This is a genomic window from Pseudomonas sp. HP_08, from assembly GCF_055284095.1.
Map to the genome: position 1 here is coordinate 41,701 of NZ_JBTOQC010000054.1, position 19,490 is coordinate 61,190.

Sequence of the window (19,490 nt, forward strand, 5' to 3'; positions counted from 1 at the left end):
TGTGCCATCATGCTTGCCATTAGCAAAGGAGAGCAAAAATGGGATGGAAAGGGACTGTACGTTCGCTTCAGGCATCGGCACGGCGAGCAGAGCGCAACGCTCATCGCAGACAGCGTGAGCTGGAACGCAAGCAAAAAGAGTACTCCCGGATGGAGGCTCTTGAGCAGGCTGCTTACGAAGTTGAGGTGTACGAAAACCACCTGGATGTACTCCTTTCCATGCACAAGGAATGCGGAGAAACCATCAAGTGGAAGCAAGTTCTCTCAAAGCCTGAACCCGTAAAACCTGAGAAAAATGACTCACATGAGCTCGCGGCCAAGCACGATTCAGAAACGTATCGACCCAATTTTTGGGCGCGCCTTTTCAAGTTGGAAACCCGGCAACGTGATGCGTTGATTGCAAAAATTGGAATCGCGCAGATCGAAGATCAAAATCGTTATCAGGCAGAACTCAAAGAGTGGAACACAGCCCACTCCGAATGGGCTGATGAGCGAGACATCACCTTACGAATTCTCAGTGGTGATCACCAAGCCAAGCTTGATGCCATTGAGGCGTTTGAACCGCTTTCTGAAGTTTCGCATCTTGGCTCCGGGATAAATATTATCGTGCATGACAGCGGCGTTCTTGAAGCTAGACTGGCGATCCATGGCTCTCACGTGATTCCGAAAGAAATCAAGTCGCTGCTTAAAAGTGGAAAGTTATCGACCAAAGCCATGCCGGTTGGACGTTTCAATGAATTGCATCAGGACTACGTCTGTAGCTGTGCGCTTCGAGTGGGGCGAGAGCTTTTGGCCATTCTGCCGGATGACCTGGTGATCGTGACTGCGCTGGATAACATGATCAATGGTGCAACTGGGCATATGGAAGAACAGCCGATTCTCAGCGTTGCGTTTTCACGGGCCACGGTTGGAGGGCTTAATCTTGAGGCGGTTGATCCGTCGGATGCGATGAAGAACTTTGTGCATAACATGAGTTTCAAGAAGGGCGGCGGATTCTCGTCAGTGGGTGCCCTTGATGCTCGGCAGTTTGCTCTTTAGGCTCGCCGAGAGATAAGTGACTAGCTCAAGGGCATCAATTTAACGGGGAGTTTGTGTGCGGTTTAAGGCTTGGGCGACGGGCTGGCGTTTTCTAATCCATTCACTCCCGTTACCTCACAAATTACTCCAAGGCATTTTCGACGTGTAGCCGATCTGGCTGTTGAGACGATGCTCAGGGAGAGCGATAACATGCGTTTAGAAGCAGTCAGCGTCACTAACTTCCGCTGCTATGGGGAAGAAACTCGAGTCGTATTCGACGATTTGACGACTTTTGTAGGCCGAAATGATATTGGTAAGTCGACCATCCTGGAAGCTTTGGAGATCTTCTTCAACGGGGATATTGTCTCCATGGAACAAGGCGATGCAAACGTTCACAACTCTGAAAAAATCGTCTCAATTACATGCGAGTTTTCGGATGTTCCACTCTCACTCACCCTAGATGCCGGCGCTGAAACCAGTTTGGCCGATGAATACCTATTGACCAAGGATGGGCAGTTGAAGATCCGAAAGACCTTCGATTGTACGAGCAAGAAACCGTCCGCAGAGGTTTTGGTCATCGCTAACCATCCCACTGCCGCCTCCTATGGCAATCTGCTAGAACTGAAAGAGAAAGAGCTTCAGAAAAAAGTCAGAGACCTCGGAATTGAAGTCCCTTTGAAGGGCAATCCCGGCATGCGACGCGCTATTTGGGCCGCCGCCGACGACCTGCAGATCCAGGAGGTCGCTATCCCGGTGGGCAGGCCAAAAGAAGATGTAAAGCGGATTTGGGAGCAGATTGAGCCGCACTTGCCTATGTTCGCGTTGTTCCAAAGTGATCGGAGTAGTCGCGATTCCGATGACGAGGTCCAGAGCCCCATGAAGGCAGCCGTAGCTGCTGCGATCGCAGAAGTTCAGGAGGATATTGCGCGCATTCAAGCTAAGGTGCGTGAGAAGGCGGAGGAAATTGCGCAGAGCACTCACGCAGCATTAGCCACGATTGATCCGAACCTTGCCAGCGAACTGACACCCGAGTTCAGCCCGCCCACCGCAGCAAAATGGCAGAGCTTGTTCTCTCTTGGCTTGAACACCGACGACGGCATCCCGTTGAACAAAAGGGGTAGCGGCGTACGGCGATTGGTTTTAGTCAGTTTTTTCAAGGCGGAGGCGGAGCGTCGTCTCAAAACCAGCGCTAAGCGCAGCATCATCTATGCTGTTGAGGAGCCAGAAACAGCGCAGCATCCGAATAACCAACGCATCCTTATCGACTCATTCAAGACCCTGTCAGAAGACCCAGGCTGCCAAGTACTTCTGACTACCCACAGCCCCGGCTTCGCTTCCTCGCTGCCTCAGGAAAGTATCCGCTACGTTTCGCGCCATCCTGAGACTAAGAAACCGCGTATTCAATCAGGGGTCGATGCCTTCGGCCAAGTAGCAGAAGCGCTTGGCGTAACTCCGGACAGCCGTGTCCAAGTCTTGGTGTGCGTCGAGGGGCCCACCGACGTCTTGGCGTTGAAGGCTCTGTCTTATGCGCTACATCAAGCTGATGCAACGCTGCCGAACCTAATATCTGATGAGCGCCTGGCTTTCGTTGTCCTCGGCGGAGGTACGTTAGAGCATTGGGTCAACCAGCACTACTTGCGCGGCCTCAACAAGCGTGAGGTGCATATCTATGATGGAGATGTACCTGAGTATGCCGAATCCGCTAGGAAGGTAAATGAGCGGGAGAACGGCTCGTGGGCAGTTGTCACCACCAAACACGAGATTGAAAGCTACCTGCATAGGGATGCTATCCAGATGGCGTTTGGTTTCGGTATCGAGGTCACCGATCATCCGGTTGAGGGCAAAGCAACACCCAAGATCTTTGGGGAAGCATTCGTAGCTTATTCTGGCAGTGGAAAGCCTCTAAAAGATTCCAATGCGAAAAGGAAGCTTGCTCAGCAGGCCTTCCCTTGTATGACGGCGGTAATGCTGGATGAGCGAGATCCTGAAGGGGAGGTTCGGGGCTGGCTTCGTCGGTTGGGCGACATGCTGGCGTAGCCATCGAATCGGAAGGCATCCATCATCGTGCCCATTCCACGAGAGGAACTCATTGACCGTGACAATTACCACTCGCTCTTTACAGGGATCAAAGTCGTAACCGTCCGACTCATTGATTACCGCCACGGGTGAGGTTGAGGATGATGATGATCAACGTGCAGGTCGCGACGATTTTTTTATTCAGGCAGCCGATGAAGATATCGCTGCATGGATAGCGTTTAGCAGATCGAGATTTGTTTTGGCGTCTGCCAGGTCGGTATCTGTGTCGTCGGGGTTGAGATGGCGGTAGAGCGTCAGTAGCTGCGGGACGTCCTCATCCTTGACGGTACGGATTTCCATGGTTTGAACTGTCCTGTAGGTAGCAGTGCTGTGTTGCTGACACACCGCTGCCGAGCAGTAAACACAGCGCCGGTAGCGCGCTTGCTGGAATGTCGGACCACCGCGACCGGCTGCGTTAGCAGCCGTAAATTTTCAGCGTTTCGCAGATTTCTGTGAGTGCTTCGCACTCAATCGCGGCTAAAGCCGCTCCTACGAGTGGGGGTGATCTTTATATCTATGTTCAAGCCACCAGACTCTCCGCCGGCCGCCCAGGAATCGCGGCAATCAATTCTTTCGTATAGTCACTTTCCGGCTCGTTGAACACGCGATCCACCCCGCCATGTTCCACCACCTGGCCATTGCGCAGTACCAGCACTTGATGCGCGACACTCGCCACAACCGAGAGGTCATGCGACACCAGCACATACGCAATCCCCAACTCCCTTTGCAGCTCTTCGAGCAAGTCCAGAATCTGCGCCTGCACCGACACATCCAGCGCGCTCACCGGTTCATCCAGCAGCAGCAAATCCGGCTTCAGCGCCAGAGTCCGAGCAATCGCCACGCGCTGGCGTTGTCCGCCTGACAGTTCCCTCGGCAAACGGTCCAGATAACTCACCGGCAGATGCACGCGGCTGATCAACTCCCGCGCCGCCTGTTCCAGTGCTTCGCCTTTGAGCAGGCCGAACGACACCAGCGGCTCAACAATGCTGTCGAAAATCGTGAAGCGCGGGTCCAGCGCGGCGAAGGGGTTTTGCTGTACCAGCTGGATGCGCCGACGCAGCGGGCGAAACTCGCGCCAGCTCAAATCGGTGACGTCCTGCTGTTCGAACAACACCCGGCCGTGGGTCGGTTTTTCCAGGCCCAGGGCTATGCGCAGGGCGGTGCTTTTGCCCGAGCCGGATTCGCCAACGATGGCCAGGGTTTGCCCCGGATAGACCTCAAGATTCAAGTCGTGCAGCGCGACAAACTGGTTGTCTTCGCCTTTGACTTTGGGCAGCTCGAACACTTTGCCCACTCCCTGCAAACTCAGAATCGGGCTCACACCTGCCGATGCACGCAGCGGTGCCTGGCGGCGATGGCCGAAGGCGGGCGCGGCGGCGAGCAGGGCGCGGGTGTAGTCGTGTTGCGGGTTGGCGACGATTTGCCTGGGCGGGCCTTGCTCGACCAGTTGGCCTTGTTTCATCACCAGAATGCGGTCGGCGCGGTCGGTGGCGACGCCCAGGTCGTGGGTGATGATCAGCAGCGAGATGCCGCGCTCGCTGACCAGCGCTTGCAGGTGATCGAGGATCTTGCGTTGGACGGTGACGTCCAGCGCACTGGTCGGTTCGTCGGCGATGATCAGCCGTGGGTTGCCGGCCAGCGCGATGGCGATCAGCACGCGCTGGCGCATGCCGCCCGACAGTTCGTGCGGGTACTGGCGGGCGCGCAGCTCGGGTTTGTCGAGGCCGACCTGTTGCAGCAGCTCGATGATGTCGGCGTCGACCGCCGGGTAACGGCGGCCGTGGGCGAGGATCAGCGCTTCGCCGATCTGTTGGCCGATGCGCAGGGTCGGGTTGAGGCTGACCATCGGGTCTTGTGGCACAAGACCAATGGTGCGGCCGCGCAACTGGCGTTTCTGCCGTTCGCTGGCGTTGCTCAGGTCAGTGCCGTCGACCCACAGCTGGCCGTCGGTGATGCGCGCGCTGTCGGGCAGCAGGCCGAGGATGGCGTTGGCCAGGGTCGATTTGCCCGAGCCGGACTCGCCGACGATGGCGACGGTTTCGCCCTGGGCCACGCTGAACGAGACAGCGCGCACCGCTTGGGTAGTCTGTCCGGCAGAGGCGTAGGTCACGGCCAGTTGGCGAATGTCGATCAGGGCTGGCGTAAGGCTCATCGCGGGTTCTCCTCAAGGGTGCGGGCGATATGGTTGAGGCTGAACACCACGGCCACGACAAACAGACCGGGGAGTAGCGAGACCCACGGTGCGGTGATCAGAAAGTGCCGGCCGTTGGCGATCAACGTGCCCCATTCGGCGGCCGGTGGTGCAGCGCCAAAGCCGAGAAAACTCAAGCCCGCGGTGGCCAGAATCGCGGCGCCAAAATCCAGGGTGGCGAGCACGGCCACCGGGCCCCAGGCATTGGGCAGGATGTGCCGGAACAAGGTGCGGCCCCAACTGGCGCCACCCAGACGCGCGGCTTCGACATAGGGCAGGGTCTTGACCCGCAGCACTTCGGCGCGCGTCGTACGGGCAAAGCCCGGAATGATGCCGACGCCCACCGCGATGGCCACCGGCACGGTGCCAAAGCCGATGGCGGTGACGATCGCCAGTGCCAGCAGCAGGCCGGGCAGGGCGAGCAGCACATCGACGAAGCGCATGATCACCGCATCGACCCGTCCGCCGGCAAAGCCCGACAGCACGCCCAGGCCCAGGCCGCCGACCAGCGCGATGCCCACCGCCAGCAAGGCGGCCTGCACCGAGAGGCTGGAGCCGTACACCACGCGGGTAAACAGGTCGCGGCCCAGTTCATCGGTGCCGAACCAGTGGGTCAGGTTCGGCGCGGTGAGCTTGTCGACCGGCGAGGTCGCGTACGGGTCGAAGCTGGTCAGCCACGACGGCACCAGGGCGGCGACCAGGGCAAAGGCGACGATCAGCACCGCCGCCGTGAAGCCGGGGCGGCGTAGCAACGGCAGCAGCGCGGTGCTGATGCGTTGCAGGCGGCTGCGTCGGCGCCACGGGGCGCTGGATTTGAGGGTGCTTTCAGGCAACAGGCGGGTATCGGTGGGGATCATGGCTACGACACCTTGGGCGCGTGAGTGATTCGGGGGTCGAGGTAGGGATAGAGCAGGTCGACGATCAGGTTGATCACGACAAAGGCCGCCGCCGACACGGCAACGATGCCGAGCACCACCGGAATGTCCTGGCGCAGCACCGCTTCCTGGGCCAGACGACCGACGCCGGAACGGGCGAAGATGGTTTCGACCAGCACCGCACCCGACACGGTATTGCCGACTTGCAGGCCGATCAGGGTCAGGATCGGCAGGGCGGCGTTCTTGAAGCCGTGGCGCAACTGCACCTGGCCACGGCTCAGGCCCTTGGCGTAGGCGGTGGTGATGTAGGGCTCTTTCCAGACCCCTTGAAAGCCTCGTTGCAGCACTTGCGCGTACACCGCCGCACTCGGAATCGCCAGGGTCACGGCGGGCAGGATCAGGCTTTCAAAGCCTTTGCTGCCGGTGGCCGGAAACCAGCCCAGGCTGAAGGCGAAGACCTGGATCAGCAGCAGGCCCATCCAGAACACCGGCACCGAAAAGCCCAGCGACGGCAAGCGCGCCAGGGCGACTTTCAGCGGTGCAAAGCGCACGTAGGACGTCAGGTAGGCCAGGCCCACTCCGCCGATCAACGACAGCACGATGGCCATGCCGGCCAGCGCCAGGGTTTGCGGCAGGCGCTCGCCAAGTAGTTCGGCGACCGGGCGGTTGAGCGACAGCGACTGACCGAAGTCACCCTGTAGCGCATGCCAGACCAGGTCGAAGTACTGCTCGAAGATGCCCTTGTCCAGCCCGTAATAGGCGCGGGCCTTGGCCAGGTCTTCGGGCGACAGCGCGTCGGCCTCCAGACCCGAGGCGCTGAGCATGATCGACAACGTGTCGCCCGGCAGCATGTAGAGGATGAAGTAGGTGATGGTGTAGGCACCCCACAGCACCAGTAATGCCTGGCCGACGCGGCCGATCAGATAGCGGTTCATGGTTTGCCGGCCTCGTTTTTACCACCCAGTTCGATATCACCCAGCAGGGCGAAGCCTTCAGCGGTCCAGCGGAAGTTTTTCACCTTGGCCGACGTTGCGGCTTGCCAGACGCGCTCGTAGACCGGCAGCGCCGAGCCTTCGTCAATCAGCAGGTCTTGCAGTTCGCCGTAGGCCTGGGCGCGTTGTGCGCTTTGCGTGGCGGTGATGCCGGCGTCGAACAGGGCCTTGGCTTTTTCCAGGGTTTGCGGCTCGTAGATGTTGGTGGCCAGGGCTGCGCTGTTGGCGGCGCGCGGGTCGAGGATGGTTTGCAGGATGATCGGGTCGGCGCGGGTCATGTAGTTGATGCTCAGGTCGTAGTTGCCCGAGGAGTTGTTGGCCACCCATTCGGCGCGGGTCACGACACTGAGTTTGAGGTCGACGCCGACCTTGCGCAGCTGGTCCTGAATCAGCACGTCGCCTGCGGTTTCGGCGGGGCTGATGTTGTAGCTCAGGCTCAGGCGCTTGCCGTCCTTGTAGCGGTAGCCGTCGGTGCCCTTGGCCCAGCCTGCGGTATCGAGCAGTTTCTCGGCGCCGGCCGGGTCGTAGGCCAGTTTGGCGCTCTGGTCCTTGAAGTACGGCGTGGTGACATCGAAGATTCCGGTGACCACCGGGAATTCAGCGTTGTACACGGTGCTGGCGTAGGTCTTGCGGTCGATGGCTTTTTGCAGCGCCAGGCGAATCTGCTTGTCGCTCAGCAGGCGTTCGCCACGGGTGTTGGGGAACAGGTTGAGCGACGGGCCTGGCAGCGAGCGGCTCTGAATGGTCGCGCCCTTGGATTTGAACAGCTTGAGGTCGACTTCCGAGAACGGGTTGCGCGGCCAGAGAATGTCGGCCTTGCCTTGCAGGAACAGGCCATTGCGCACGCTTTCTTCGGGGATATAGCTGATCTCCACCGTGTCCAGATGGGCTTCGCCCTGGTTCTTGTTGTTGGCTGATGCCCAGTGATACCCCTTGCGCTTGACCAGCTTGGCGCCGGTTTCCGGCGTGTAGTGTTCCAGGGTGAACGGGCCGGTGCCGATGATCTTGCCCAGCGAACGCTCCTTGGCGCTCAGCTTGTAAGAGGCCGGCGCGAGGATCGACAGGTTAGTGGTGGAGGTGGCTTGCAGAAAGCCCGCGTTGGGTTTCGACAGCACCAGCTTGACCGTGAAGTCATCGACCACTTCGGCGTGGTCGAAGCCCGCCAGATAGGTCGCGCCGAAGGTGGCCGGCAGTTCGGTGGCGAACGCCTTGTTGCTGTCGAAGGCGGCTTTCACGGCCTTGGCATCGAAGCGCTCGCCGTTGCTGAAGGTCACGTCGTCACGCAGCGTGAAGGTGTAGCTCAGTGCGTCGCTGCTGACTTCCCAGCTTTTGGCCAGCCAGGGGATGATCTTGCCGGTGTCCGGGTCCTGATCGGTCAGCGACTCGGCGACGTTGCGCAGCAGCACGCGGTGTTCCAGCCAGTAGACCTGGAAGGGGTCGACACTGACCAGCGTGGTGTTGTCGCCCCAGAAGGCGATGTTCAGGGTTTTGCTGGCGGCTTCATCACCTGATGGCGAGCAACCCGCAAGGGCCAGGGTCAGGGCGAAGGAGGCCAGCAGGCGGCCGGGGAAAACAGCGTTGGTCATGGTTTCGTCCTTGTATCAATTCTGTTTGTTTAGGGCCGGTGTAGCGTTTGCAAAAGCTCAGTTGGTTCCGTAGGAGTGAGCGCGAGCTCGCGAATGCTTACGGCCAGGCAATAAAGATATGTGAGCCTTATCGGCCTATTCGCGAGCTCTACGCTCGCTCCTACGTGATTGTTTGTGCTGCCTGGTTAGAAGTCGTACGCCAGTTTGGTGTACCAGAAGCCGCCGTTCGGGCTGAACGGCGGGTTGCCGTACACGCCCTGGCCGCCGTTGGAAGGCAGGGCGACCACGCCGTTGCGCTCCGGGTAGGTGTTGAAAATGTTGGTGCCGCCGACGCTGGCGGTCAGGTTGTCAGTGACCGAGTAGGCGATGTCCAGGTCGGTGATCCACTTGGCGTCGAAGCTGCGGTCGGCCGTGGCGTTCTGTGCCCAGGTTTCGACTTTGCCGTAGCGGGTGGTTTGCAGGTTGACCACGAACTTGTCGATGCTCCAGTTGGCACCCAGCACCCATTTGGTTTTCGGCGAGGCGGCGACCAGGTTGCCTTCGGCGGCATGGCCGACCACCGAGATGCCCGAGGCGGTCAGGTCGGCTGGCGTGTCGCGGCGGCCTTCGACCGTGGTCTTGTTCCAGTTGAATGCGGCGCTCCAGCGCACATCGCCAAAACCGCCCAGCGGCGTCAGGTGGTCGAACACCAGGTCCAGGCCACGGGTGCGGGTGTCGAAGGCGTTGGTGTAGTAAGTCACCCACGAACCTTCGGCCACGCCCAGCGAGCGCAAGGTGCTGTTGATGCTGCCGTTGCCGCGGTCATAGATGTCTTGCGACAGCACGATGCGGTCGTCGATATCGACCACGTAGGCGTCCAGGGTCACGCTGGTGCGGCGTGCCGGTTGCCAGGTCAGGCCCAGGCCGATGTTGCGGGTTTTCTCCGGGTCCAGCTCGCTGGCGCCAAAGGCCTTGGCCAGCGCACTGCCGGGCGTTGCTGTATAGCGCAGCGCCGGCACCACCACGCCGTCGGCATTGACGCCGGTGCGGTTGTCGGCCACCGAGTAACCCAGCTGAGTCAGCGACGGGGCACGGAAACCGGTGCCGATGGTGCCGCGCACGGCCACGGTGTCGGTCAGTTCGTAACGCGAGTTGAGCTTGAGGGCGAAGGTGTTCTTCTTGATGTCGTCATAATGCTCGACCCGACCGGCCAGGCCGATGTACCAGCGCTCGCTGGGGTTCAGGCCGAAGTCCAGGTAACCGGCGAAGTTGTTGCGGTCAAGGTCCGCTTCGTCTTCGGGACGGATCACCAGCGCCGATTGCGCGCCACGGCTCGGCCCGCCGCTCAGGCCACTGTTGGTGCTGAGGGTGTAAAGCGGGTTGCGGCTGCCATCGGCAAGAAACTGCGGGTAGGTGTAGCTGCCGACTGTGTAGGCGTCGGCGGAACCTGCGAAGGTCTGGAAGCGTTCCCAGCGATGCTCAAGACCGGCCGACACCTGCACAGGGAAGGGCAGCAGCGGCAGGCTGTCGTAATGCCGTGTGATGTCGAAGTTATTGACCCACTGGTCGAACTGCAAAGTGGCCAGGTCATCGAACGAGGTCGGCGACAACGGGCCATACGTGGGGTTGATGGTCAGGTCGCTGGAGTGGTGGTTCTTGTTGCGCCCGTAAGTGGTCGACAGGTCCCAGTTCCACTCGCCGATCTCACCCTTGCCGCCGACCAGAAACTGCCAGTCGGTGTCCTTGATATTGTTCAGCGGGTCATAGCCATCGGGGAACAGCTCCGGGATCGACGCGGTGCTGTAGGCCAGGCGCTTGTTGTTGTAAATCTGTGCATCGCGCTCGCCGTAGGTGGCGTAGGAATACACCTTGGTGCTGTCGGTCAGCGGCAGCTCGGCGTTGTAACCGAGGTTGAACGCCTCAAGGTCCGGGTCGCCGTTCTTCAGGGCGCGACGGTCCCAGGTGTCCTGGCGTGCATCGCCCGGCGCGTAGCCACGGTAGTTGGCATCGGCCTTGTCGTACAAAAACGCCTGGTTGCGCTTGCGCGCATCGCCGGACAGTTGCAGGAAGCCGCCATCGCCGATGGCGAAGCCTTTGTTACCCGCGAACTTGATGTTCTCGCCCTGGCCATCGGTCAACTGGCCATAACTGGTCTCGAAGTGGCCGCCGGAAGGCCCGGACTTGAGGATCACGTTGATCACACCGGCTACCGCGTCGGAGCCGTACTGCGCGGCGGCGCTGTCTTTCAGCACCTCGATGCGCTCCACGGCGCTGACCGGAATCAGGTCCAGGTCCACGGCGTTGGCGCCGCTGGTATCGACGTTACCGCCAGAGGGCATCGCGCCGTTATGGCGGCGCTTGCCGTTGACCAGCACCAGCGTGTAGGCCGGGCCCAGGCCGCGGTTGGTCAGCGGCCGGGTGGTGGACTGAAAGCCCGAGGTGTTGGCGCCGAAGTTGAACGACGGCAGCAGCTTGGAAATGGCCTCCGACAACTCGGCACGCCCGGTCTTGAGCAGTTGGTCGGCGTTGATGATATCGATCGGCGTCGGGCTGTCAGCCACGGTCCGTTGTGCCCCACGCACCCCGGTGGAAATGACAGTGACAGTATCAAGGCGCGCATCCTCGGCGGTTTCAGCCTGCACCGCGGGCGCCAGCAGGCAGGCCAGCGTCAGGCTCGACAAAGCCATGCCGGCACGCGCCGGAGCAGTTTTCAGAAAGGGGCGCGCAGTGATCGATAACGGTTGATTCATGAATGCATTTCCAGATGACAGCGTTGGCGATGCCGGTTGGCGGCGGCATGCCGTATTGGCTTTGGGCGCCTGCCCGACCCAAGTGTGTGAGCGGTGCGGCGCGTGTCTGATTGTTCTGGAGCGATGCGGTGGTGGTGGGGTCGCTCGGGTGTCGCTTGCGGTCCGGGAGGTGCCCGGTGGGGATCTGGCTTGAATCGTATATTTATAAAAAAGCTCTGGAAAATTCTTTTTAGGAATAAGCTAATAGTGAAAATAAATAATTATCTGATTTTTTATTATGCAAAAAACTGATTAACGCGAAGGTCTGTCTTAACAAAACAAAAATAACCCCTGTGGAGTGATTAAAGGCTCTAGCTATTGGATAAGCAGAAGAGAGGCGACGTCGTACAACCTGTAACAAATATTCCGACCGGATGTGGCTGCAAGTACGAATCGTTGCTATTTGCTGTTGTTAAAAGATGCTAACCTCGCCGCCTTTCACGTAGTCCACCGCTCTGATCACTGTAGGAAAACAAGATGATTCGTCCCTTCTTGCCCATGCTGCCCGGCGCCATCGCCCTAGGGCTTTCGGCACACGCACTGGCCGCTCCGGTCAATACCACCCCGCCAGCGACGGGCACCGTGAACCTGGACAGCGTCAACATTAATGCGCAGGGCAACCTTGCCGGCGCTGCGACCACGGAAGGGACGCAGTCGTACACCACCGGTGCCATGAGCACCGCGACCAAGCTGCCATTATCGATCCGCGAAACCCCGCAGTCGGTGAGCGTGATCACCCGTCAGCGCATCGAAGATCAGGGCATGAATGACCTCAATGAACTGGTCAAGTACGCCCCCGGTATCACCCTGCGCAAGTACGGATCGGACCGTCTGGAATTCCTGTCGCGCGGTTTCAAGATCGATAACCTGATGTACGACGGGTTGCCGACCACGGTGGGCAGCTTCACCCAAGACACTATTTCCGGGGCTGACCTGGCGATGTACGACCGGGTCGAGGTGGTGCGTGGCGCCACCGGCCTGATGACCGGTGCCGGTAGCCCGGCAGCGACCCTCAATCTGGTGCGCAAGCGTCCGACCGCCACGCCGCAGGTCAGCGTGACCACCAGCGCCGGTAGCTGGGACCGTTATCGCCTTGAGGTGGATGCGTCGAACAAACTCAACGAATCCGGCACCCTGCGTGGCCGTGTCGTGGCCGCTGCACAGACCGGCAACAGCTTTCAGGATGTGCGCGAAAGTGAACGCCAGACCTTCTACGGCATCGTCGAAGCCGATCTGAGCGAGCGCACCACCTGGACGATTGGGGCCTCCAAGCAGCGCGACGACAACACCTCCGACTGGGGCAGTCTGCCCAGTGGTCCGAATGGTGAAAACCTGGGGCTTTCGCGCTCGACCTTCCTGAGTAACGACTGGTCGTACTGGGACAAGGACAACTACAGCCTGTTTACCGACCTGACCCACCGCTTCGATAACGGCTGGACCGGTAAGGTGGCGGCGCAGAAGATCTGGGCCGAGGCGGATACGTTTTCCAGTTACCTGAGCTACAACGGCCCCGTCCTGGAGCAGTACTCGGGCCAGTATTTTAACACCGACGACCAGACCAACCTCGATGCCACGCTGTCCGGACCGTTCCAGTTGCTGGGCCGTGAACATGAACTGGTGTTCGGTGCCAGTCGTCGCGAAGAGAAGTTCGACCAGAGTGGCGGATGGTGGGGGCAGGGCACAGCTATCGACCCCTACAATTTCAGCCACAGCGCGATTGCCAAGCCATCGTCGGCTGTACGCAACCCGTATGCCGGCCGTAACACCAGCATCGAGAAGAGTGTCTACGCCGCTGCGCGTTTCAATCCGATCGAACCACTGCATGTCATCGTTGGCAGCCGCCTGAGCTGGTTCGACTACGAAAACCGTGTCAGCGGTGATTCGTACAAGGTGACTCAAGAAGTCACTCCGTATGCTGGCGTGATCTACGACCTCAACGACACCTATTCGGTGTACGGCAGTTACACCCAGATCTTCAAGCCGCAAAGTGAGGAGAACGCCAGCGGTACGGTGCTCGACCCGATGACCGGCGAAAGCTACGAAATCGGTATCAAGGGTGAGTACTTCGACGGAGGCCTGAACGCTTCCGTGGCACTGTTCGACATGACCCAGGAAAATCGCGCTTATGCGTTGACCGCCCAGCCAGCCGCTTGCCAGGCGCAAAACCGCACCTGCTACGAGGCCGCCGGTGAAGTGCGCAGCCGCGGTATCGACGCCGAACTGACCGGTGCGCTGACCCCGGACTGGCAGTTCTCCGCGTCCTACACCTATGTGCTCAGCCAATACGTGAAAGATGCCAACGAGCGTAACGAAGGCCGCCTGTTCGCCCCTAATCAGCCCAAACATCTGTTCAAGGTTGCCACCTCCTACAACCTGCCGGGCAACCTGAACAAATGGCGTGTGGGCGCCGACGTCTTCGCCCAGAGCGAAACCTTCAACGTCGTTGGCACCGGTTACGCCACACAGGACTCTTACGCCGTACTGGGCCTGATGGCCGGCTACCGCTTCAATGAAAACTGGGATGGCCGGGTCAACCTCAACAACGTCACCGACGAAAAATACTGGCAGGGCATCCCGACCGGTTCCGGCAGTGGCGTGTATGGCGATCCGCGTAACCTGATGGTCTCGTTGAAATGGACGCTGTGATTTAAAGCGCTGTCTGGCAGAGTGAAAACACCTCGACTGGCTCGGGGTGTTTTTGGTTTTAGAGCACTACTATTCCTGACATTTGTAGCGGTTGCACCACTGTATTCGCCAGCAGAGCTGCCTCCTACACAGACCGCGTCGAGGCTTACTGATTGGCACTGGCTCGTAGGAGCGGCTTTAGCCACGAAGGCCGTTAACCTGTCGTCCTTGACTGAAATGTCACATTTCCCGTACCTCCCTTAAACACTGCCGCAACAACTCCGAGCCATCCCCGGCTCGCCAACTGATCACAATCGGTGAGGTCGCGCTGCTGTCGAGCAGCTCGCTATAGCCAATATCATCCCGGTGCAAGCGCTGCACCGAGGCAGGCACCAAGGTAATGCCGATGCCCGCCGCCACCAGGCCGATCGCCGTCTGCAGTTCGTTGACCGTTTGCACCACATGAATCTTCAAGCCCTGGCGGTTGAAGATGCCCAGCACATGGTCGGCGTAGCTGGGGCGTGGGTTGCCGGGGTAGAGCACGAAGGGCTCTTCGGCCAGCCGTTCCAGGCTGACGGGGCCGGCCAGCAGCGGGTGGCCGGCGGGCAGGGCGGCGACCAGCGGGTCTTCGCGCAGCACTTCCTGGGTGATCGCCGGGTCGTCGAACAGCATGCGGCCAAAGCCGATGTCGATACGGCCGCTTTTCAGCGCCTCGATCTGCTGCAGGGTGATCAACTCGGACAGGCCCAGTTCGACATCGCCAAAGCCGCGCAGGCGGCGGATCAGTTCCGGCAGCTGGCCGTACAGCGTGGAGGGCGCAAAGCCGATGCCCAGCCAGCGCTTGCTGCCGCTGGCAACCCGGCGGGTATCGTCGCTGATGCGTTTTAGCTGCTCCAGCAGTTGCGCTGAATGCTCATGAAAAAACCGCCCGGCCTCGGTCAGGCGCAGCGGTCTTGAGCGCTCCAGCAGTTCGACGCCCAATTCTTCTTCCAGTTGCTGGATCTGCCGGCTCAGCGGCGGCTGGGCGATGTTCAACTGCTCGGCAGCGCGGGTGAAGTTCAGGGTCTGGGCGACGACTCTGAAATAACGCAAATGACGCAGCTCCACGATACCTCCTGGGTATGAAGCGAGACTTAATCAATATTGGACCGTGCGTGCGGGCAGCGTCAATCATGCAGCCATGATCACCCTGACGAGCCGGACAGCCCCATGACCGCCGCAATAACAATAGAAAGCTTTGAAACCCTGATCGTCGACCTGCCGACCATTCGCCCGCACAAACTGGCCATGCACACCATGCACGGCCAGACCTTGGTGATTCTGCGCATCCGTTGCAGCGACGGCATCGTTGGCGTCGGTGAGGCCACCACCATCGGCGGCCTGGCGTACGCCGGCGAAAGCCCGGAAAGCATCAAGGTCAACCTCGACACCTGGTTTGCACCTTTGCTGATCGGCCAGGACGCCAGCAACCTCAATGCAGCCATGCAGCGTGTCGACCGTGGCATTCGCGGCAATACCTTCGCCCGCAGCGCGGTCGAAACCGCTTTGCTTGACGCGCTGGGCAAACGCCTGGGCCTGCCGGTGGCCGAAGTGCTCGGCGGCCGTGTGCGTGACGGCGTCGAAGTGGCCTGGACCCTGGCCAGCGGCGACACCGGCCGTGACATCGACGAAGCCGAGCAAATGCTCGACCGCCGTCGTCATCGGCACTTCAAACTCAAGATCGGTGCCGGCGATGTCAGCCGCGACATCGCTCACGTGGCCGCGATCAAAAAAGCCCTTGGCGACCGCGCCAGTGTGCGGGTCGACATCAACCAGGCCTGGAGCGAAGCGGTGGCGATTTCAGCCAGCCGCCGTCTGGCCGATGCCGGCGTCGAGCTGATCGAGCAACCGCTCTCGCGCTTCGACCGTGCCGGCATGGTGCGCCTCAATGCCCACAGCCCGATCCCGCTGATGGCCGATGAAGCCATCGAGTCGGTGCAAGACAGCTTCACCCTGGCGCAACTGGGTGTGGCACCGATCTTCGCCCTGAAAATCGCCAAGACCGGCGGCCCGCGTGCGGTATTGCGCACCGCCGCGATTGCCGAAGCGGCGGGCATCGGCCTGTACGGCGGCACCATGCTCGAAGGCAGCATCGGCACCCTGGCCTCGGCGCATGCCTTTGCCACCCTCGACAAGCTGGAATGGCACACCGAACTGTTCGGGCCGCTGCTGCTGACCGAAGACATCCTCGTCGAGCCGCCGGTGTACCGCGACTTCCAGTTGCTGATCCCGACCACGCCGGGCCTGGGCCTGGAAATCGACGAACAACGCCTGGCGCGCTTTGCGCGTCGCTGAATACCTGACCGATAAGGAACCGAACCATGCTTTTTCACGTGCGCATGACCGTCAAGCTGCCGGTCGACATGCCCGCCGACCAGGCCGCCCGCCTCAAGGCCGATGAGAAGGAACTGGCCCAGCGCCTGCAACGCGAAGGCACCTGGCGTCACCTGTGGCGCATCGCGGGTCTGTATGCCAACTTCAGTGTTTTCGACGTGGCAGACAACCAGGCGCTGCACGACCTGTTGATGCAATTGCCGCTGTACCCGTACATGGACATCGAAGTCACGCCGCTGTGCCGGCACCCGTCCTCGATTCATGACGACGACCGTTGATTGATAAACGCTTAATGCTTCACGCCTGAACAAGAATAATGACGAGGAAAAGCCATCATGACCGTACGTATTTCCCACACCGCTGAAGTGCAGAAGTTCTTCGAAAACGCCTCGGGTTTCGACCAGGAAGCCGGCAGCCAGCGGATGAAAACTGTGGTGCACCGCATTCTGACCGACTCGATCAAAATCATCGAAGACCTGCAGATCACCCCGGAAGAGTTCTGGAAAGGGGTCAACTATTTCAACGAACTGGGCGCTCGCCAGGAAGCCGGTCTGCTGGTCGCAGGCCTGGGGCTCGAGCATTACCTGGACCTGCTGCTGGACGCCGAAGATGAACAGGCCGGCCATGTCGGCGGCACCCCGCGCACCATCGAAGGCCCACTGTACGTGGCCGGCGCCCCGCTGAGCCTGCACGAAGCGCGCCTGGACGACGGAACCGACGCTGGCACCTTGCTGTTCATGCAGGGCCAGGTCCGCGACGTCAATGGTCAGCCACTGGCCAATGCGATTGTTGATGTGTGGCACGCCAACACCGGCGGCACTTACTCGTACTTCGACCCGTCGCAGTCGGAATTCAACCTGCGCCGCCGCATCCAGACCGACGAGCAAGGCCGCTACCGCTTCCAGAGCATCGTGCCGTCCGGCTACGGCTGCCCGCCAGACGGTCCGACCCAGGCCCTGCTCGATCAACTGGGCCGTCACGGCCAGCGCCCGGCGCACATTCACTTCTTCATCTCGGCCCCGGGCCATCGCCACCTGACCACCCAGATCAACCTGGACGGCGACCCGTACCTGCACGACGACTTCGCCTACGCCACCCGCGATGAACTGATCGCCCGCATCGACTTCATCGACGACGCCGAGCGCAGTGCCGCCCGCGGTGTGCAAGGCCAGTTCGCCGAAATCGAGTTCGATTTCGAGCTGCAACCGACCGAACAGACCGAAGAAGAAAGCCGCCGCGAACGGGTTCGCGCGCTGGAAGCCTAACGGCCACGGCATGTTGCGAAAAGGTCCAGTTCCGGGTCATAGACCCGGGACTGGACGCCCAGCAAGCCCAGCATCGAATGGAACAGGTTGTCGTGGCTCAGCGGCGTGTTGCGTTCCTTGATCAGGCAACGGGTATCAATCCCGAACGCTGCCTGATAATTTTCCGAGAACCACGCCAGCATCGGTACATGCCGTTGTTGCTCCGGTGCCAGCATATAAGGCGTGCCGTGCAGGAACAGGTTGTACTCGCCCAATGACTCGCCATGGTCGGACACATACAGCATGGCGGTGTCGACCTTGTCCTGATTGCGCCGTAACACATTGATCAGGCTGGCCAGTACGTGGTCGGTGTACAGCAACGTGTTGTCGTAGGCGTTGACGATGCTTTCACGCGAACAGTTGTTCAACGCATTGCTCTTGCACACCGGGGTGAATTGCTCGAACTCGCTCGGGTAGCGTTTGTAGTATTCCGGGCCGTGACTGCCCATCTGGTGCAACACCAGCACGGTGTCGCGTTGCAGGTGATCGATATCCACTTGCAGGTCACGCAACAGGATCTCGTCGCGGCATTCGTTGTCGGCGCACAACGTCTCGTCTTTCATATTGCTGACATCCTGGAACTGAACCCGGTCGCAGGTGCCTTTGCAGCCGGACTGGTTATCGCGCCAGATCACATCGAAACCTGCACGTTGCAGTACATCGAGCAGGCCTTCGCTGTTTTTGGCCGTGGCGGCGTTGTAATGCTGACGGCCCATGCCGGAAAACATGCACGGCACGGAGACGGCGGTTTCGGTGCCGCACGAATGCACATCGCCAAACGCGATCACATCGTTTTCGCGCGCCAGTTGCGGCGTCGTGTCCCGCGAGTAACCGAGCAGGCCGAAGTTCTCGGCGCGGGCACTTTCGCCAATCACCAGAACGGTCAGGGATTTGCGCGAGTGTTTATCCCACTGCGCACTGCGCCGGGCGTCTTCGCCGATGCGGCTAAAGGGCTTTTGGGCACTGCTGACCTGTTCGCGCACGTAACTGAATGCGGCGCCCAGGTAGTTGCTGGGTGTGACCAGCAGGCGCAATTCATGGTGATTGCGAAACAGTGAAGACAACCCTTGATAGTTGAGCAGTGCAACCGCGCCCAGCAGCAGTGCGCAGCCCAGGGCGATCAAGGCTTTGAACATCAGGTCGCGGGCCCACGGGCGATAATTGACCGGGGTTTTCCAGAGCAGCCACGAAGGCAATACGCCCAGCAGGACAATGTATAAAAACAGCCAGGGGGAAATAAGCCCGAGTACTTCAGTGGTGTTGGTTTCAACCGTATTACGCAACATGCCGATGTCGATAACGATGCCGTACTGGTTCATGAAGTAAGTAATGGCCGAACTGATCATGAACAGGCTGATCAACACTGGCTTTAAAACAGGTTTAAACGCCACGAGTGTCAGCACGATAGTAAACACGCACGCCACCATAATGGCGAACGAGGCCCGCAAGAGCAGGCCGGTTGTATTGGCTGACGTGATCGTGAACAGATGTTGCCAAAGGGGCAGGTTAAAGGCGATCAGCAAGAAAACACTGGCGAGCGCGGTCACACGCTCGGGGCGCACCGGTTTGATAGTAAGCATAGGGAATGACTCAGTTTGCGATGCCGCGCACTGTAGGGAGGAATTTATCAAATTTTGGTGAAAAGTCCGCCAACTAAATATCACCTTGTTTATGTCTTTCTTGC

At 60.0% G+C, this 19,490-nt stretch carries 14 protein-coding genes; 6 read left to right on the forward strand and 8 right to left on the reverse strand.

What is annotated here, in order from left to right; all coding sequences use genetic code 11:
- Nucleotides 1-38 precede the first annotated feature (38 nt).
- Both ACYAS9_RS30565 and ACYAS9_RS30570 read left to right on the forward strand, forming a co-directional pair.
- Nucleotides 39-1,037, forward strand: coding sequence for a hypothetical protein (locus ACYAS9_RS30565; RefSeq protein ID WP_463572244.1), 999 nt, complete (start codon nt 39-41; stop codon nt 1,035-1,037).
- 189 nt (nt 1,038-1,226) lie between these two features.
- Nucleotides 1,227-3,053: an ATP-binding protein gene (locus ACYAS9_RS30570; RefSeq protein WP_463572246.1), complete on the forward strand. Its 1,827-nt coding sequence runs from the start codon at nt 1,227-1,229 to the stop codon at nt 3,051-3,053.
- A 180-nt stretch (nt 3,054-3,233) separates the two neighbouring features.
- Here ACYAS9_RS30570 and ACYAS9_RS30575 read toward each other — a convergent pair whose 3' ends face one another.
- From ACYAS9_RS30575 to ACYAS9_RS30600, 6 genes are all read right to left on the reverse strand, one after another.
- The gene (locus ACYAS9_RS30575) at nt 3,234-3,392 is read right to left on the reverse strand and encodes a hypothetical protein (protein WP_463572247.1); all 159 of its coding nucleotides are present in this window, start codon (nt 3,390-3,392) and stop codon (nt 3,234-3,236) included.
- A 220-nt stretch (nt 3,393-3,612) separates the two neighbouring features.
- Nucleotides 3,613-5,244: a dipeptide ABC transporter ATP-binding protein gene (locus tag ACYAS9_RS30580; protein ID WP_463572248.1), complete on the reverse strand. Its 1,632-nt coding sequence runs from the start codon at nt 5,242-5,244 to the stop codon at nt 3,613-3,615.
- Nucleotides 5,241-6,140: an ABC transporter permease gene (locus tag ACYAS9_RS30585; protein ID WP_463572249.1), complete on the reverse strand. Its 900-nt coding sequence runs from the start codon at nt 6,138-6,140 to the stop codon at nt 5,241-5,243. The genes ACYAS9_RS30580 and ACYAS9_RS30585 overlap by 4 nt, the downstream gene beginning before the upstream one ends.
- Nucleotides 6,141-6,142: 2 nt before the next feature.
- A complete protein-coding gene (locus ACYAS9_RS30590) occupies nt 6,143-7,093 on the reverse strand; it encodes an ABC transporter permease (protein ID WP_459744307.1) in 951 nt (316 codons plus the stop codon).
- Nucleotides 7,090-8,736, reverse strand: a complete 1,647-nt coding sequence (locus ACYAS9_RS30595) for an ABC transporter substrate-binding protein (RefSeq protein WP_463572250.1) — start codon at nt 8,734-8,736, stop codon at nt 7,090-7,092. The genes ACYAS9_RS30590 and ACYAS9_RS30595 overlap by 4 nt, the downstream gene beginning before the upstream one ends.
- A 185-nt stretch (nt 8,737-8,921) precedes the next feature.
- Nucleotides 8,922-11,465 carry a TonB-dependent receptor plug domain-containing protein gene (locus ACYAS9_RS30600; protein WP_463572251.1) on the reverse strand — a complete coding sequence of 848 codons (2,544 nt, stop codon included), beginning with the start codon at nt 11,463-11,465 and terminating at the stop codon, nt 8,922-8,924.
- A 516-nt stretch (nt 11,466-11,981) separates the two neighbouring features.
- Here ACYAS9_RS30600 and ACYAS9_RS30605 point away from each other — a divergent pair.
- Nucleotides 11,982-14,150 carry a TonB-dependent siderophore receptor gene (locus tag ACYAS9_RS30605; protein WP_463572252.1) on the forward strand — a complete coding sequence of 723 codons (2,169 nt, stop codon included), beginning with the start codon at nt 11,982-11,984 and terminating at the stop codon, nt 14,148-14,150.
- 219 nt (nt 14,151-14,369) lie between these two features.
- On the opposite strand, the gene ACYAS9_RS30610 is transcribed toward ACYAS9_RS30605, so the two are convergent.
- Nucleotides 14,370-15,236 carry a LysR family transcriptional regulator gene (locus tag ACYAS9_RS30610; protein ID WP_463572253.1) on the reverse strand — a complete coding sequence of 289 codons (867 nt, stop codon included), beginning with the start codon at nt 15,234-15,236 and terminating at the stop codon, nt 14,370-14,372.
- A gap of 102 nt (nt 15,237-15,338) precedes the next feature.
- Here ACYAS9_RS30610 and ACYAS9_RS30615 point away from each other — a divergent pair, with 102 nt between their 5' ends.
- Genes ACYAS9_RS30615 through catA form a run of 3 tightly spaced genes read left to right on the forward strand, consistent with a single transcriptional unit; the run spans nt 15,339 to nt 17,767 of the window.
- Nucleotides 15,339-16,463 (forward strand): muconate cycloisomerase family protein, encoded by a 1,125-nt coding sequence (locus ACYAS9_RS30615; protein WP_463572254.1) that lies wholly within the window; start codon nt 15,339-15,341, stop codon nt 16,461-16,463.
- A 26-nt stretch (nt 16,464-16,489) separates the two neighbouring features.
- Complete coding sequence (gene catC / locus ACYAS9_RS30620; protein WP_463572255.1) at nt 16,490-16,780, forward strand: muconolactone Delta-isomerase; 291 nt, start codon at nt 16,490-16,492, stop codon at nt 16,778-16,780.
- A gap of 57 nt (nt 16,781-16,837) precedes the next feature.
- Nucleotides 16,838-17,767 carry a catechol 1,2-dioxygenase gene (gene catA, locus ACYAS9_RS30625; protein ID WP_463572256.1) on the forward strand — a complete coding sequence of 310 codons (930 nt, stop codon included), beginning with the start codon at nt 16,838-16,840 and terminating at the stop codon, nt 17,765-17,767.
- On the opposite strand, the gene ACYAS9_RS30630 is transcribed toward catA, so the two are convergent.
- The gene (locus tag ACYAS9_RS30630) at nt 17,764-19,386 is read right to left on the reverse strand and encodes a phosphoethanolamine transferase (RefSeq protein ID WP_463572257.1); all 1,623 of its coding nucleotides are present in this window, start codon (nt 19,384-19,386) and stop codon (nt 17,764-17,766) included. The genes catA and ACYAS9_RS30630 overlap by 4 nt on opposite strands.
- Nucleotides 19,387-19,490: the final 104 nt, after the last annotated feature.

Bases quoted from the DNA above. Each gene is read 5' to 3' on its own strand.
- ACYAS9_RS30565 (WP_463572244.1), top strand. From the start codon at position 39: ATGGGATGGAAAGGGACTGTACGTTCGCTTCAGGCATCGGCACGGCGA.
- ACYAS9_RS30570 (WP_463572246.1), top strand. From the start codon at position 1,227: ATGCGTTTAGAAGCAGTCAGCGTCACTAACTTCCGCTGCTATGGGGAA.
- ACYAS9_RS30575 (WP_463572247.1), bottom strand. From the start codon at position 3,392: ATGGAAATCCGTACCGTCAAGGATGAGGACGTCCCGCAGCTACTGACG.
- ACYAS9_RS30580 (WP_463572248.1), bottom strand. From the start codon at position 5,244: ATGAGCCTTACGCCAGCCCTGATCGACATTCGCCAACTGGCCGTGACC.
- ACYAS9_RS30585 (WP_463572249.1), bottom strand. From the start codon at position 6,140: ATGATCCCCACCGATACCCGCCTGTTGCCTGAAAGCACCCTCAAATCC.
- ACYAS9_RS30590 (WP_459744307.1), bottom strand. From the start codon at position 7,093: ATGAACCGCTATCTGATCGGCCGCGTCGGCCAGGCATTACTGGTGCTG.
- ACYAS9_RS30595 (WP_463572250.1), bottom strand. From the start codon at position 8,736: ATGACCAACGCTGTTTTCCCCGGCCGCCTGCTGGCCTCCTTCGCCCTG.
- ACYAS9_RS30600 (WP_463572251.1), bottom strand. From the start codon at position 11,465: ATGAATCAACCGTTATCGATCACTGCGCGCCCCTTTCTGAAAACTGCT.
- ACYAS9_RS30605 (WP_463572252.1), top strand. From the start codon at position 11,982: ATGATTCGTCCCTTCTTGCCCATGCTGCCCGGCGCCATCGCCCTAGGG.
- ACYAS9_RS30615 (WP_463572254.1), top strand. From the start codon at position 15,339: ATGACCGCCGCAATAACAATAGAAAGCTTTGAAACCCTGATCGTCGAC.
- catC (WP_463572255.1), top strand. From the start codon at position 16,490: ATGCTTTTTCACGTGCGCATGACCGTCAAGCTGCCGGTCGACATGCCC.
- catA (WP_463572256.1), top strand. From the start codon at position 16,838: ATGACCGTACGTATTTCCCACACCGCTGAAGTGCAGAAGTTCTTCGAA.
- ACYAS9_RS30630 (WP_463572257.1), bottom strand. From the start codon at position 19,386: ATGCTTACTATCAAACCGGTGCGCCCCGAGCGTGTGACCGCGCTCGCC.